The 14,596-nt window shown below is 72.0% G+C and carries 12 protein-coding genes; 4 read left to right on the plus strand and 8 right to left on the minus strand.

The genetic code is table 11. The annotated features are described in order from the left end of the window. Positions 1–57: 57 nt before the first annotated feature. The 7 genes from FZC61_RS03260 to FZC61_RS03290 all read right to left on the minus strand — a co-directional run bounded on the left by FZC61_RS03260 (position 58) and on the right by FZC61_RS03290 (position 6,160). On the minus strand, positions 58–1,446 hold the full coding sequence (locus tag FZC61_RS03260; RefSeq protein WP_148612380.1) for an NAD(P)(+) transhydrogenase (Re/Si-specific) subunit beta: 1,389 nt from the start codon (positions 1,444–1,446) through the stop codon (positions 58–60). Next, positions 1,446–1,760: an NAD(P) transhydrogenase subunit alpha part 2 gene (locus FZC61_RS03265; protein WP_148612382.1), complete on the minus strand. Its 315-nt coding sequence runs from the start codon at positions 1,758–1,760 to the stop codon at positions 1,446–1,448. Before FZC61_RS03265 ends, FZC61_RS03260 begins: the two co-directional genes overlap by 1 nt. Continuing rightward, entirely contained in the window at positions 1,757–2,884 is a 1,128-nt protein-coding gene (locus FZC61_RS03270; RefSeq protein WP_148612384.1) for an NAD(P) transhydrogenase subunit alpha, read from the minus strand. Before FZC61_RS03270 ends, FZC61_RS03265 begins: the two co-directional genes overlap by 4 nt. Positions 2,885–2,914: 30 nt before the next feature. Continuing rightward, positions 2,915–3,481 (minus strand): RNA 2',3'-cyclic phosphodiesterase, encoded by a 567-nt coding sequence (gene thpR / locus FZC61_RS03275; RefSeq protein ID WP_246142500.1) that lies wholly within the window; start codon positions 3,479–3,481, stop codon positions 2,915–2,917. Between the two features lie 9 nt (positions 3,482–3,490). Beyond that, positions 3,491–4,249, minus strand: a complete 759-nt coding sequence (locus FZC61_RS03280) for a VIT1/CCC1 transporter family protein (RefSeq protein WP_148612388.1) — start codon at positions 4,247–4,249, stop codon at positions 3,491–3,493. After that, positions 4,246–4,947 (minus strand): hypothetical protein, encoded by a 702-nt coding sequence (locus tag FZC61_RS03285; RefSeq protein ID WP_148612390.1) that lies wholly within the window; start codon positions 4,945–4,947, stop codon positions 4,246–4,248. Before FZC61_RS03285 ends, FZC61_RS03280 begins: the two co-directional genes overlap by 4 nt. 67 nt (positions 4,948–5,014) lie before the next feature. Next, positions 5,015–6,160 (minus strand): acyl-CoA dehydrogenase family protein, encoded by a 1,146-nt coding sequence (locus tag FZC61_RS03290; protein WP_148612392.1) that lies wholly within the window; start codon positions 6,158–6,160, stop codon positions 5,015–5,017. A 152-nt stretch (positions 6,161–6,312) separates the two neighbouring features. On the opposite strand from FZC61_RS03290, the gene glgX reads away from it, so the two are divergent. The 4 genes from glgX to FZC61_RS03310 all read left to right on the plus strand — a co-directional run bounded on the left by glgX (position 6,313) and on the right by FZC61_RS03310 (position 14,141). After that, a complete protein-coding gene (gene glgX / locus FZC61_RS03295; RefSeq protein ID WP_246142489.1) occupies positions 6,313–8,529 on the plus strand; it encodes a glycogen debranching protein GlgX in 2,217 nt (738 codons plus the stop codon). Between the two features lie 4 nt (positions 8,530–8,533). Beyond that, a complete protein-coding gene (gene treY, locus FZC61_RS03300) occupies positions 8,534–10,777 on the plus strand; it encodes a malto-oligosyltrehalose synthase (RefSeq protein WP_148612396.1) in 2,244 nt (747 codons plus the stop codon). A gap of 1 nt (position 10,778) precedes the next feature. Beyond that, on the plus strand, positions 10,779–12,533 hold the full coding sequence (treZ, locus tag FZC61_RS03305; protein ID WP_148612398.1) for a malto-oligosyltrehalose trehalohydrolase: 1,755 nt from the start codon (positions 10,779–10,781) through the stop codon (positions 12,531–12,533). A gap of 87 nt (positions 12,534–12,620) precedes the next feature. Beyond that, entirely contained in the window at positions 12,621–14,141 is a 1,521-nt protein-coding gene (locus FZC61_RS03310) for a sulfatase-like hydrolase/transferase (protein WP_148612400.1), read from the plus strand. Between the two features lie 4 nt (positions 14,142–14,145). Here the strand turns inward: FZC61_RS03310 and FZC61_RS03315 are convergent, their stop codons facing one another. Then, the gene (locus FZC61_RS03315; protein WP_148612402.1) at positions 14,146–14,529 is read right to left on the minus strand and encodes a PLDc N-terminal domain-containing protein; all 384 of its coding nucleotides are present in this window, start codon (positions 14,527–14,529) and stop codon (positions 14,146–14,148) included. Positions 14,530–14,596: the final 67 nt, after the last annotated feature.

A 14,596-nucleotide genomic window follows, 5' to 3' on the forward strand; every position in this document is an offset into this window, starting at 1 on the left:
CGACCCCGATAGTCGTGGACGTTCCGCACCGCGTGCGGAAGGTCCACGACTATCCGGTCAGAGCGCCTTGACGGCCGCCAGCAGCCTGCTGAGCGAGTCCTTGGCGTCGCCGAAGAGCAGCGTGGTCTGCGGCTCGAAGAGCAGCTCGTTCTCGATGCCGGCGAAACCGGGACGCATGGAGCGCTTGAGGAAGACGACCTGACGGGCCTCGTCGACGTCGAGGATCGGCATGCCGTAGATCGGGGCGCTCGGGGTGGTCCGGGCGGCGGGGTTGACGACGTCGTTGGCGCCGACGACCAGGACGACGTCGGTCTGGCGGAACTCGCCGTTGATGTCGTCCATCTCCTTGAGCTGCTCGTAGGGCACCTGAGCCTCGGCGAGCAGCACGTTCATGTGGCCGGGCATCCGGCCGGCGACGGGGTGGATCGCGTAGTCGACCTCGGTGCCGCGGGCCATCAGCACCTCGACGAGCTCGCGCAGGGTGTGCTGCGACTGGGCGACCGCCAGGCCGTAGCCGGGGACGACGATGACCTTCTCGGCGTAGCCGAGCAGGATCGCGACGTCCTCGGGCGAGGCGCTGCGCACCGGGCGGTCGGAGGCCTCCCCCGACCCGAGCGTGGAACCGCCCTTGAGGGCGCCGAAGAGGATGTTGCTCACCGAGCGGCCCATCGCCCCGGCCATCAGCAGGGTGAGGAACGTGCCCGAGGCTCCCACGAGGGTGCCGGCGACCAGGAGCACGGTGTTCTGCAGGACATAGCCGCCGGCCGCGACGGTGAGGCCGGTGAAGGCGTTGAGCAGCGAGATGACGATCGGAACGTCGGCGCCGCCGACCGGCAGCACGAGCAGCACGCCGAGCGCGAGACCGACCAGGGCCAGCACGATGCCGGCCCACGTGGCCGGCTCGTCCACGATCATCCCGGCCAGCACCAGCGCGGCCAGGAACCCGCCGCCGAAGAGGACCGGCAGGCCCGGGAAGACGACGGGCCGCGAGGTCATCAGCTCCTGCAGCTTGGCGAAGGTGACCACCGAGCCGGAGAAGGAGACCGCGCCGACGAGGATCGTGAACGCGGTCGCGACGAGGTAGGCCACCTGGACGTCGAGACCCAGGTCGGCGGCCTCGGCGAAGTGCTGCAGCTCGAGCAGCGCGACCAGCGCGGCGGCACCGCCGCCGACGCCGTTGAACAGCGCGACCATCTGCGGCATCTGGGTCATCTGCACGCGCTGCGCGCCGACCGCGCCGACCGCGGTGCCGAGGGCGATCGCGACGAGGATGAGCGCGACGTGGTCGAGGTCGGCGTAGAAGAACGGGACGACGCAGGCCACGACGGCCGAGGCGGCGCCGACGAGGTTGCCGGTACGGGCGGTCCTGGGCCCCGACAGGCCCTTGAGGGCCAGGATGAACCCGACCGCGCAGAGGAGGAAGACGACCTCGGCCCAGGTCGGCATCAGACCTCCTTACCCGGTCGTCGAGCCTGTCGAGACGCGGGCCTGCGGATGAACATCTGCAGCATCCGGTCGGTCACCACGAAGCCGCCGACCATGTTGACTGCGGCGAGCACGACCGCGACCAGCGCGACGACCAGGGCGAACCCGTCGGCCTCGCCGGCGACGAGGATCGCGCCGAGCAGGATGACGCCGTGGATGGCGTTGGCCCCCGACATCAGCGGCGTGTGCAGCGTCGAGGACACCTTGGAGATGACCTCGATGCCGACGAAGACGCTGAGGACGAAGTAGGTCAGCCAGGTGACGTCGTTGTTCACGACTGCGCTCCTTCGAGGGCCAGGCGGGTGGGTTCGTGGCGGATCTCGCCGTCGTGGGTGACGCAGGCCCCGGCGACGATCTCGTCGGCGAGGTCGGGGTCGAGCGCGCCGTCGCGGGTCAGCAGCGTGACGAGGTTGAGCACGTTCTGGGCGTAGAGGCGCGAGGCCGGGCCGGGCATCTGGGCCGGCACGTTGCGCCCGCCCCAGACCTGGGCGTTGCCGATGCGGACCACCTCGCCGGCCACGACGCCCTCGACGTTGCCGCCGCTGTCGGCGGCCAGGTCGACGACGACCGAGCCAGGCTGCATCTGCTCGACCATCGCCGCGGTGACCAGCACCGGCGCCCGGCGCCCGGGCACCGCGGCGGTCGTGATGAGCGCGTCTGCGCGGGCGACGTACGGCGTGAGCAGCTCGCGCTGCAGGGCGGCGCGCTCGTCGGTCATCTCGCGGGCGTAGCCCCCGGCGCCCTCGAGCGTCGGCAGGTCGAGCTCGATGGCCTTGGCCCCCATCGAGCGGATCTCCTCGGCGGCGGCCGCGCGCACGTCGTAGGCGCGGACGACGGCCCCGAGCCGCTTGGACGTCGCGATGGCCTGCAGCCCCGCCACCCCGGCCCCGAGCACGACGACCTCGGCGGGCTGGACGGTGCCGGCGGCGGTCATGTTGAGCGGGAAGAACCGACGCAGCAGCCCAGCGGCGACGATCGCGCAGCGGTAGCCGCTGACCAGGCTCTGCGAGCTGAGCGCGTCCATCGACTGCGCCCGCGAGATGCGGGGCACCAGCTCCATCGCCAGGGCGGTCACCCCGCAGTCGCGCAGGTCGGCGACCAGGCCGAGCTCCTGGCCCGCGGGCAGGAACGACACGACGACCGCGCCCCGGCGCAACCGGTGTACGGCGCCGGTCTCGAGGGGCTGGACCGCCACGACCAGGTCGGCCGAGTCGAGCGCATGCTCGTCGACGAGCGCACCGGCGTCAACGTAGTCGTCGTCGGTCGCCAGCGCGCCGCGCCCGGCGCCCGGCTCGACGACCACCTCGTAGCCCAGCGCCGTCAGCTTGGCGACGAGCTCGGGGACCATGGCCACCCGCGTCTCGCCCTCGCGGGTCTCCCGTGCCACGGCCAGTCTCACGACGACGAACCTAGCCGAGCGTGACCCCGATCACGTGGCACGACCCAGGGGCAGGACCGCGACCACCTCGTGGCGCGGACGCCGGCGCGGCCCCTCCCCGAGGTGGGACTCCACCAGGACCAGCTGCTCCACGGCCCAGGCCGGGCCCTCGTAGGCGTCGAGGAGACGGACCCACCGGGTCACCTCCTGCGGCCGCCCGGTGCGCGCCACGGTGACGTGTGGCCGGAAGCGCTGGCCGTCGACCGCGAGACCGGCGCGACCGGCGGCCGCGCGGGCCCCGGTGGCGAGACGGTCGAGCTCGCTGCGGGCGTCGACGGTGAGGTCGAGCCCGGCGTAGAGCACCTTGGCGTGCGACGGGTCGGGGAACGCACCGCCGCCGGCCACGCGCGTCCCGATCGGCGTACGCCGCGCCGCGGCGCGCTGCAGGCCCTCGACCAGCGGGTCGAGGGCGCGGTCGGGCACCTCCTCGAGGAACGCGAGGGTGACGTGGAGCTGCTCGGGCGAGGTCCAGCGGAACACGCCGTGCTCGCGTCGGGGCTCGAGGAACTCGTCGAGGTGCTCGACGGCGTCGTCGGGCGGCACGACCGCCACGAACATGCGCACGGCTCAGCCGATGCGGGTGCCGAGCGCCGCGCCGACGGCGTAGGTCGCCACCATGGCGAACAGGCCTCCCCCGACGTTGCGGGCGACCGCACGGCCCGGCGGCGCGAACCCCAGGCGGGCGCTGGAGAACCCGGTGATGGCCAGGGCGATCGCGACCGCGATGACCGTGACCAGCACCCGCAGCGACTGGGCGGCGAGGGTGATGGTGAGCAGCGGCAGGATCGCGCCGATGGTGAACGACACCATCGAGGCGAACGCGGCGCGCCACGGGCTGGTCAGGTCGTGGGGGTCGATGCCGAGCTCGACCTCGGCGTGCGCGGCGAGCGCGTCCTTGGCGGTCAGCTGGGTGGCCACCTGGAGGGCCAGGTCGGGGTCGAGGCCGCGGTCGACGTAGAGGCCCGCGAGCTCGGCGAGCTCCTCCTCGGGCTCCTCGAGCAACTCGCGCTGCTCCTTGCGCAGCAGGGCCCGCTCGGAGTCGCGCTGGGTGGAGACCGAGACGTACTCACCGGCGGCCATGCTGAGCGCGCCGGCCACCAGGCCGGCCACCCCGGCGACCAGGATCGAGGTGCGGTCGGTGGTGGCGCCGGCGACACCGACGACGATGCCGGCGGTCGACACGATGCCGTCGTTGGCGCCGAGGACCGCGGCGCGCAGCCAGTTGAGGCGCTGGGAGATGCCCTCCTCGTGCTCGGCCGGCTCGCTCGCGTGGGGTCCGGGCTCGAGCTCCGAGGGGTCGGTCGAGGCGGAGGCGTCGGAGGTCATGCGTCGATCGTCTCGAAGAACGCGGTCGTGCGCACGTAGCCGGCCTCGACCAGGAGCAGCTCGCGCATCAGGTCGTCGGCCCGCTGGGTGACCACCGACACCGTCGCACCGCGCTCGGCGGCCTCGTCCTCGAGCAGGCCCAGGGCCGCGCCGGTCTCGACGTCGGCGACCAGCAGGACCGGGCCGCCGGGGTCGTAGACCGGCGGAGCGGGCACCAGCCGGCCGCGCGCCCCGGCGGTGCTGAGCTCGACGCGGTCACCCTCGCCACGCACCTGCACCAGCGGCAGGTCGCGGTGCCACCACGTCTCCACCGGACGCAATCGGACCGCCTCGGCCGTCGCCCGCCGCTCGGCCTCGGCGACCGGCACGACGAACCGGACGGTCGCCGCCTGCTCGACGACGGCCTGCAGCAGCGCGACCCCCTCGTCGACCCAGTGACCCTCGGCGACGGCCATGTCGTCGACCACGCGCCGGGTGTCGTCGCCCAGCGCCATCAGGTAGCCGTGCTCGGTCCGCAGGGTCAGCGCGGCCGGGTCGTCGACCAGGCGGCCCAGGAACGTGCGGTGCTTGGCGGTCGCGCCCGCCGCCGGGCGCCAGAACCTCGGCGCGTGAGGGGCCAGCGACTCGCGTCGTACGGCGGTGAGCCCGGCGACCCAGTCGAGGTCGTCGTGGGTCAGGGGGCGTACGTCAGCAGTCACGCCCCGATCGTCCCAGCCCGACACGAGACCAGCGGACCGCACCCCACCTCGGGGAGGCGACCAGACATCACAGCCCGAGGTCGCGGCCGATGAGCTCCTTCATGATCTCGTTGGAGCCGGCCCAGATCTTCGAGACGCGGGCGTCGCGCCAGGCGCGGGCCACGCGGTACTCGTTCATGAAGCCGTAGCCGCCGTGGAGCTGGACGCAGTGGTCGAGCACGTCGTTCTGCACCTGCGAGGTCCACCACTTGGCCTTGGCGGCGTCGACCGGGGTCAGCTCCTTCTTGGTGTGGGCGATGACGCACTGGTCGACGTAGGCCTGGGTGACGTCGATCTGCGTGACCAGCTCGGCGAGGAGGAACTTGTTGTGCTGGAAGGAGCCGATGCTCGCGCCGAAGGCCTTGCGCTCCTGGCAGTAGACGATCGTCTCGGCGAGGATCTGCTTGACGTGCGCGAGGTTGGAGATCGCGCAGCCCAGTCGCTCCTGCGGAAGGTTCTGCATCATGTGGATGAAGCCGTTGTCGAGCTCGCCGACGATGTCGGCGTCGGTGACGCGGACGTTCTCGAAGAACAGCTCGGCGGTGTCGGACTCGTCCTGGCCGACCTTGTCGAGCTTGCGGCCGCGGCTGAAGCCCTCGGCGGCCGTGGGCAGCGCGAAGAGAGTGATGCCGCGGGCCTTCTTCTCGGGCGAGGTGCGCACCGCGGTCACCACGACGTCGGCGGAGTAGCCGTTGGTGATGAAGGTCTTGGAGCCGTTGACGACCCAGTCGTCGCCGTCGCGGACGGCGGTGGTCTTGAGCGCGGCGAGGTCGGACCCGCCGGACGGCTCGGTCATGCCGATCGCGAGGAGCACCTCCCCGGCGGCGACGCCGGGCAGCAGCCGCTTGCGCTGCTCGTCGGTGCCGAGCTCGACGATGTAGGGGGCGGTGATGTCGGCGTGGATGCCCCAGCAGGAGCCGAGGGCCGCGTTGACCTTGTTCATCTCCTCGGCCAGGACGGCGTTGAACCGGTAGTCGCCGGCCCCGACCCCGCCGTACTCCTCGGGGATCTCGAGACCGAGGAACCCCTGCTTGCCGGCCTCGAGCCAGAACTCGCGCGGCAGGGCCTTGTTCTTGGCGTGCTCCTCCACGTGGGGGATCACCGACCGCTCCAGGAACTCGCGGACGGATCCGCGGAAAGCCTCGTGGTCCTCGTCGTAGATCTCGCGCTTCATGGGCCGGATCCTACCGGCCGGTAGCCGACCCGCGGGGTGATCTCCGCGACGTCATGCTCCCCCCTACGAAGGGTTCGCGGCGCATGCCGCGTGTGCTTGGATCGATCCAATATGCATCGCCAGACGTACGCCGCGCATCACCCGGAGGCACCGTGACCGAGACCCCCACCATTCCCGAGCAACCTGCCGTGTGGCCGGGGCAGGCCTACCCACTGGGGGCGACGTTCGACGGGACCGGCACCAACTTCGCCCTGTTCAGCGAGGTCGCCGACCGGGTCGAGCTGTGCCTGTTCACCCCCGACGGGTCCGACGGGTTCACCGAGACGCGCGTCGAGGTGACCGAGGTCGACGCCCACATCTGGCACTGCTACCTCCCGCAGGCGCAGCCGGGCCAGCGCTACGGCTACCGGGTGCACGGCCCGTGGGACCCCGCCCAGGGCCTGCGGTGCAACCCCCACAAGCTGCTGCTCGACCCCTACGCCAAGGCGACCGCCGGCGAGATCGAGTGGGACCAGAGCCTGTTCTCCTACACCTTCGGCGACGAGGACTCCCGCAACGACGACGACTCCGCGGGCCACATGACGCACGGCGTCGTGATCAACCCGTTCTTCGACTGGGAGGGCGACCGCCGCCTCAACTACCCCTACAACGAGACGATCATCTACGAGGCCCACGTCAAGGGCATGACCCAGCAGCACCCCGACGTGCCCGAGGAGATGCGCGGCACCTACGCCGGGCTGGCCCACCCGGCCGTCACCGAGCACCTGACCCAGCTCGGCATCACCGCGATCGAGCTGATGCCGGTCCACCAGTTCATCCAGGACTCCACGCTGCTCGAGAAGGGCCTGCGCAACTACTGGGGCTACAACACCCTCGGCTTCTTCGCCCCGCACGCCGACTACGCCGCCACCGGCGGGCCGGGCCAGCTCGGCCAGCAGGTGCAGGAGTTCAAGGGCATGGTCAAGGCCATGCACGCCGCCGGCATCGAGGTCATCCTCGACGTGGTCTACAACCACACCGCCGAGGGCAACCACCTCGGCCCGACGCTGAGCATGCGCGGCATCGACAACCACGCCTACTACCGGACCGTCGACGACGACCGGAAGTTCTACATGGACTACACCGGCACCGGGAACTCCCTCAACGTCGGCAACCCCCACGCGCTGCAGCTGATCATGGACTCGCTGCGCTACTGGGTCACCGAGATGCACGTCGACGGGTTCCGCTTCGACCTCGCCTCGACGCTGGCCCGCGAGTTCTACGAGGTCGACCGGCTCGCGGCGTTCTTCGAGCTCGTGCAGCAGGACCCGGTGGTCTCCCAGGTCAAGCTCATCGCCGAGCCGTGGGACATCGGCCCCGGCGGCTACCAGGTGGGCGGCTTCCCGCCGCAGTGGACCGAGTGGAACGGCGCCTACCGCGACGTCGTACGGGACTTCTGGCGCGGCGAGCCCGCCCTGGGCGAGTTCGCCTCGCGGGTGGCCGGCTCCTCCGACCTCTACGAGCACTCCGGACGGCGTCCGGTGGCCAGCATCAACTTCATCACCGCCCACGACGGCTTCACGATGCGCGACCTGGTGTCCTACAACGAGAAGCACAACGAGGCCAACGGCGAGGACAGCCGCGACGGCGAGGACCACAACCGGTCCTACAACCACGGCGCCGAGGGCCCGACCGACGACCCCGAGATCCTCGCGCTGCGCTCGCGGGCCCAGCGCAACCTGCTGGCCACGCTGCTGCTCAGCCAGGGCGTGCCGATGATCCTGCACGGTGACGAGTGGGGCCGCACCCAGCACGGCAACAACAACACCTACGCCCAGGACTCCGAGATCGCCTGGATGGACTGGGTCGAGGTCGACAAGCCGCTGATGGACTTCACCGCGGCGCTGGTGCGCCTGCGCAAGAACCACCCGACCTTCCGCCGCAAGCGCTTCTTCACCGGCGGCGAGGTCCGCATCGGCGAGCCCGGTGCCGAGCGCCTCAACGACATCGTGTGGCTGCACCTCGACGGGCGCCCGATGGAGGACGAGGACTGGGACGGCGGCTCGCAGGCGATCGGGATGTACCTCAACGGCAACGGCATCGCCGGCAAGGACGCCCGCGGTGGCACCATCACCGACGACCACTTCCTGCTCTACTTCAACGCCGACGGCCCGGCCGACGTGACGCTGCCGCCCGAGGAGTACGCCGCGGCGTGGGAGGTCGTCGTCAACACCGGCGGCTCCGCCGACGCCTCCGCGGCCTGCCCCGCGGGCTCCACGTTCCACATGGAGACCACCAGCGTGCTGGTGCTGCGCGAGTACCACGAGCCCGAGGGCGAGCCCGACCACTCGGTCGCCGCCTCCGTGGCCGCCCAGACCCGGAACGGCTGACCGGGTGACGACCACCGCAGGTGGGGTCCCGGCCAAGGTCCCGACCAACACCTACCGCCTGCAGGTGCGGGCGTCGTTCGACCTCCACGAGGCCGCCCGGCGCCTGCCCTACCTGCGCGACCTCGGGGTCGACTGGGTCTACCTGTCGCCGCTGCTGGAGGCCGAGCCCGGCTCCGACCACGGTTACGACGTCGTGCGTCACGACCGGATCGACCCGGCCCGCGGCGGTCGCGAGGGCTTCGACACCTTCGTCGCCGAGGCCCGGCGCCTCGGCCTGGGCATCCTGGTCGACATCGTGCCCAACCACGTCGGCGTGGCGACCCCGTCGGCCAACGCGTGGTGGTGGGACCTGCTCGACCGCGGGCGCGACTCGCGCTACGCCGAGGCCTTCGACGTCGACTGGGACGCAGGTGACGGCCGGGTCCGAGTGCCCGTGGTCGGCGACGGCGACGAGGCCTCGGTCGAGCGCACGCCCGAGGGCGTGACCTACCACGACCACCGCTTCCCGGCCGGCGACGGCTTCGAGCTGGTGTCGTGGCGCGCCGCTGACGACCGGCTCAACTGGCGGCGCTTCTTCGCCGTCAACACGCTCGCCGGCATCCGTGTCGAGGAGCCGTGGGTCTTCGACGAGAGCCACGTCGAGATCGCGCGCTGGTTCGCCGAGGGACAGGTCGACGGCCTGCGCGTCGACCACCCCGACGGCCTGCGGGCCCCGCAGGCCTACCTGCGCGACCTGGCCGCGCTCACCGGCGACGCCTACGTGCTGGTCGAGAAGATCCTCGAGCCCGGCGAGGAGCTGCCGACCTCGTGGGCGACCGCCGGCACCACCGGCTACGACGTCCTCGGGCTGGTCGACCGGGTGCTGACCGACCCGGCCGCCGAGCTCGCCCTGCCGGGCTCCGGGCTCGACTACGCCGAGATGGTGCACGGCACCAAGCGCGCGGTCGCCGACGGCATCTTGTCCTCCGAGGTACGCCGCGTGGTCCGCGAGCTGCCCGACCTCGGCGCCGGCGTGAGCCAGGACGAGCTCGTCGACGCCGTCGCCGAGCTCGTCGCGTGCTTCCCGGTCTACCGCTCCTACGCGCCCGACGGGCTCGAGCACCTCGAGACCGCGCGCGCCGACGCGCTGCGCCGCCGGCCCGATCTGGCCACGGCCCTCGCGGCCGTCGTACCGGTGCTGGCCGACGCCTCGCAGCCGGCCGCGCCGCGCTTCGAGCAGACCAGCGGTGCGGTGATGGCCAAGGGCGTGGAGGACTGCGCGTTCTACCGCTTCAACCGCCTCACCTCGCTCAACGAGGTCGGGGGCGACCCGGGGCACTTCAGCGTGGGCGTCGACGCGTTCCACGCTGCCATGGCCCACCGACAGGCGACGTGGCCGCGCGCCATGACCACCCTGTCGACCCACGACACCAAGCGCGGCGAGGACGTCCGCGCCCGGATCACCGTGCTGTCCGAGGTGCCCGGGCAGTGGACCGAGTCCCTGACCCGCCTCCAGGCTGCGGCACCCGTGCCGTCCGAGGCGTTCGCCTCGCTGCTGTGGCAGGCCGTGCTCGGCGCCTGGGCCCCCGACGACGCCGACCTGCGCCCGCGGCTGCACGCCTACGCCGAGAAGGCGATGCGCGAGGCCGGCGACGGCACCACCTGGACCGCGCCCGACGAGACCTTCGAGGCCGCGGTGCACGCGGCCGTCGACGCCGCCTTCGACGACGCCGTCGTGCGCGAGGTGCTCGAGGTGCTGCTGGCCACCGTCGTCGACCCGGGGTGGACCAACGCCCTGGCCGCGAAGGCCGTCGCGCTCACGGTGCCCGGCGTCCCCGACGTCTACCAGGGCTCCGAGCTGTGGGAGCAGTCGCTGGTCGACCCCGACAACCGGCGCCCGGTCGACTTCGACCTGCGGGCCGCCCTGCTCGCCGACAGCTCGCTCGACCACCCCGCGCGCGCCAAGCTGCTGGTGACGTCCACCGCGCTGCGGCTGCGCCGCGACCGGCCCGAGCTGTTCACGACGTACGCCGGGGTGGTCGCCGACGGCGACTGCGCCGAGCACGTGCTGGCCTTCGACCGCGGCGGGGCCATCACCGTCGCCACCCGGCTGCCGCTCGGCCTCGCCGCCCGCGGCGGGTGGGGCGACACGACGCTGCGCCTGCCCCCCGGGTCGTGGCGCGACCTGCTCACCGACTGGCCCACCGACGGTGCCCTGTCCGGGCTGCTCGCGACCTACCCGGTCGCCCTGCTGGTCAAGGAGGACTGAGATGACCACGCTCGCCACCACCCGAGGACCCTTCGACGTGTGGGCGCCCCGCGCCTCGCGGCTGCGACTGTCGGTGGCCGATGAGACCGTGCCGATGCACCAGACGGACGGCGGGTGGTGGACCCCGTCCGGGCCCGTTCCCGACCCGACGGAGGGAGACGTCGACTACGGCTACCTGATCGACGACTCGGACGTGCCCCGACCCGACCCGCGGTCGCGGCGCCAGCCGGCGGGCGTCCACCAGCGCTCGCGAACCCACCGCCCCGAGACCTTCTCGTGGAGCGACGACACCTGGCGGGGTCGACAGCTGGCCGGCGCGGTGATCTACGAGCTGCACCTCGGCACCTTCACGCCCGAGGGGACCCTCGACGCCGCGCTCGGCCGGCTCGACCACCTCCGCTCGATCGGGGTCGACCTGGTCGAGCTGATGCCGGTCAACTCCTTCAACGGCACCCACAACTGGGGCTACGACGGCGTCGCCTGGTACGCCGTCGACGAGACCTACGGCGGCCCCGAGGCCTACCAGCGCTTCGTCGACGGGTGCCACGCCGCCGGGCTGGGCGTCATCCAGGACGTCGTCTACAACCACCTCGGCCCCTCAGGCAACTACCTCCCGGAGTTCGGCCCCTACCTCACGCAGGGCCGCAGCACCTGGGGCGACCTGGTCAATCTCGACGGCGAGGGCTCGGCCGAGGTGCGCCGCTACATCCTCGACAACGCGCTGATGTGGTTGCGCGACTTCCACGTCGACGGCCTGCGGCTCGACGCCGTGCACGCGCTGCACGACCGGTCGCCGACCCACCTGCTCGAGGAGATGGCGATCGAGGTGGCCGCCCTGTCGGCCCACCTGGGGCGACCGCTGACGCTGATCGCCGAGTCCGACCTCAACGACCCGCGCCTGGTCACCCCCCGCGAGGCCGGCGGCTACGGCCTCGACGCGCAGTGGAGCGACGACTTCCACCACGCGGTCCACGTGGCGCTGACCCGCGAGACGACCGGCTACTACGCCGACTTCGAGCCGCTGGGCGCCCTGGCCAAGGTGCTCGAGCGCGGGTTCTTCCACGACGGCACCTTCAGCTCCTTCCGCGAGCGCGACCACGGCGTCCCGATCGACACCGCGGCGATGCCGACGTGGCGGCTGGTGGTCTGCAGCCAGAATCACGACCAGGTCGGCAACCGTGCGGTCGGCGACCGGATCACCGAGGTCCTCGACGACGACCAGCTGGCCTGCGCCGCGCTGCTCACCCTGGCCGGCCCCTTCACCCCGATGCTCTTCCAGGGCGAGGAGTGGGCCGCGCGCACGCCGTTCCAGTTCTTCACCTCCCACACCGAGCCCGAGCTCGGCAGGGCCACGGCCGAGGGGCGGATCGAGGAGTTCGCCAAGATGGGCTGGGACCCCGCCGTGGTGCCCGACCCGCAGGACCCCGCCACCTACGAGCGGTCCAAGCTCGACTGGTCCGAGCTCGAGGAGCCCCGCGGCGCCCGGATGCTCGAGGTCTACCGACAGCTGGCCCGGCTGCGTCGCGAGCGTCCCGAGCTCACCGACCCGGCCTTCACCCGCAACCGGTGCGAGGTCGACGAGGTGGCCCGCGTGCTGCGGGTCCACCGCGGTGACCTGCTCCTGGTCGTCAACTTCGGCGACGCCCCGGTGACCCTCGACGTCGCGCAGCGCGAGCTGCTGTTCGCAACCGAGGCGGGCGTCGAGCTGGGCGAGCAGCTCGTGGTGCCGGCCCACGCGGGTGCCCTGCTGGCCTGACCGTCGACCTGGCCTCGCTGTCGCTTCGTCGTACGCCGGGGGCGGACCGTATCCTTGCCGCTCACGATCAGACGCACCTGGAGACCGATGACTCAGCGACGCAAGGCCGCGGCGTCCGTGCGCTCCAGGCTCCTGGTCGGCGCGATGGTGACCGCTGTGGCGACCACGACGGCCTGCAGCGGCGGACCGGGGGCCCAGGAGCCGTCACAGAGCCCCACCACCGCGCGGCCCGTCCCGAGCTCCGACCTCAACGTGCTCGTCGTGGTCATCGACGACGGCACCGACATCGCCTGTCGCGACTTCGACCGGTTCATGCCGCAGACCTCGCGCCTGCTGCGCGACCAGGGCACCTGCTTCGAGAACGCCACCGCGTCCGCACCGACCTGCGCCCCGTCGCGGGCGGCCCTGATGACTTCCCAGATGGGCCACAACTCCGGCGCCCCGCGCCAGGAGGACGCCCGCAAGGTCGACGCGCGCCACACCGTGCAGTACGCCCTGACCCAGGCCGGCTACGACACCTACGGCACCGGCAAGTACCTCAACGGCATCTCCAGCGAGGACGTCGAGTCGGGCAAGGTCGAGACCGGCTTCATGGCGTCGGACTTCTGGGGCTCGTCCAAGCCCTACGGCTACGCGTTGTGGGACGACGAGACGCAGTCGGAGTACGTCCCCGACGACGGGGTCCACGCCACGACGCGCACGGGCGACTTCCTGCGCTCGTTCATCGCCTCCGAGCGCGACAGCGAGCGGCCCTTCTACGCCTACGCCGCGTTCAAGGCCCCCCACACCGACAACTCCGCGACCTCGCTCAACACCCGGATGCCGGTCGCGACGCCGGCCAACCGCGACCGGGCGGTCCCGCCGTTCCACTACGACCCCGAGCGCGACACCCGCGACAAGCTGCCCGTCTTCCGCAAGAGGCTCGCGTCACGCAGCTACTACCAGCGCCTCTACACCGCACGCACCCGGGCGCAGTACGACATCGACGACGAGATGGGCAAGACCATCCAGGCGTTGTCCGACGAGGGCGAGCTCGACCACACCGCGATCTTCTACACCAGCGACCAGGGCTACCACCTGGGCGAGAACGGCTGGGAGACCAAGGGCGACCCCTACCCCTCCACGACCGACGTGCCGCTGCTGGCCTGGCTGCCGTCGCGGTTCCGCGCGGGCTACGTCGACCACCGCGCCTTCGGCGTCATCGACATCGGCCCCACCATCTACGACCTGACCGGGGTCGCCCCCAACCACCGCATCGACGGCCACTCGATGCTGAGCCGCTTCCGGCGCACCGGCACCTACTCCGAGGTCGTCAACGAGACCGCCCGCCTGAACTACCCGAAGGCGGCCTACGCGCCGGGGCGCATCCCCACCTGGTCGATGTACCGCACCAAGCGCTTCGCCTACGTCGAGTTCTACGACAAGCGCGGCCGCCGCCTCCGCAGCGAGTTCTACCGCGACGCCGACATGAAGAAGAACCTGCTGTGGCCCGGCTACGCCGCCCAGCGGCCCTCGCGCCAGGTGCTGGCCCTGGCCCGCAAGAAGCTGGCCCGCGGTCGCACCTGCTCGGGCACCTTCGAGCAGCGCACCCCCAACCCCTGCCCCTAGCTCGCTAGGCGTCGCCGTCGCGCTCGCGCTCGCGGGCCCGCCGCCTCTCCTCGTGCCGCCTGCGCTGAGCCTCGGCCCGCTCGCGGACCTGCCGCAGGAACTCCTCGTCGCGCGCCGGGTCGACGGCCGCGGCGCGGCCGGGCCGGTCGTACTCCGGGAACTGCGGGGCGCGCCGCTCGTACGGCGACACGCGGCCCGGCCCGTGGTCGGGGCGGCCCGCGACGAGCCACGCCACCGACCCGACGAACGGGAACAGCAGCACCAGCAGCAGCCAGACGACCTTGGGCAGGTTGCGGATCGACCCCTCAGGGGTCTGGATGACTTCGACGAGGCAGTAGACCCACAGGCAGAAGGTCACGACCCCGAAGAGCAGCTCGAGCTTGATCACGCGCACAGTCTGCGTGGCGATCGTCCTGGTGTCAGCAGATCGACGCGGCGGGCTGCGACACCTGGGA

The sequence above is a fragment of the Nocardioides rubriscoriae genome (assembly GCF_008087085.1).
Taxonomy (GTDB): Bacteria; Actinomycetota; Actinomycetes; order Propionibacteriales; family Nocardioidaceae; genus Nocardioides; species Nocardioides rubriscoriae.

Excerpts from the sequence above, each read along its gene's own strand:
- FZC61_RS03260 (WP_148612380.1), bottom strand. The coding sequence starts at position 1,446 with ATGCCGACCTGGGCCGAGGTCGTCTTCCTCCTCTGCGCGGTCGGGTTC.
- thpR (WP_246142500.1), bottom strand. The coding sequence starts at position 3,481 with ATGTTCGTGGCGGTCGTGCCGCCCGACGACGCCGTCGAGCACCTCGAC.
- FZC61_RS03290 (WP_148612392.1), bottom strand. The coding sequence starts at position 6,160 with ATGAAGCGCGAGATCTACGACGAGGACCACGAGGCTTTCCGCGGATCC.
- treZ (WP_148612398.1), top strand. The coding sequence starts at position 10,779 with ATGACCACGCTCGCCACCACCCGAGGACCCTTCGACGTGTGGGCGCCC.
- FZC61_RS03310 (WP_148612400.1), top strand. The coding sequence starts at position 12,621 with ATGACTCAGCGACGCAAGGCCGCGGCGTCCGTGCGCTCCAGGCTCCTG.
- FZC61_RS03280 (WP_148612388.1), bottom strand. The coding sequence starts at position 4,249 with ATGACCTCCGACGCCTCCGCCTCGACCGACCCCTCGGAGCTCGAGCCC.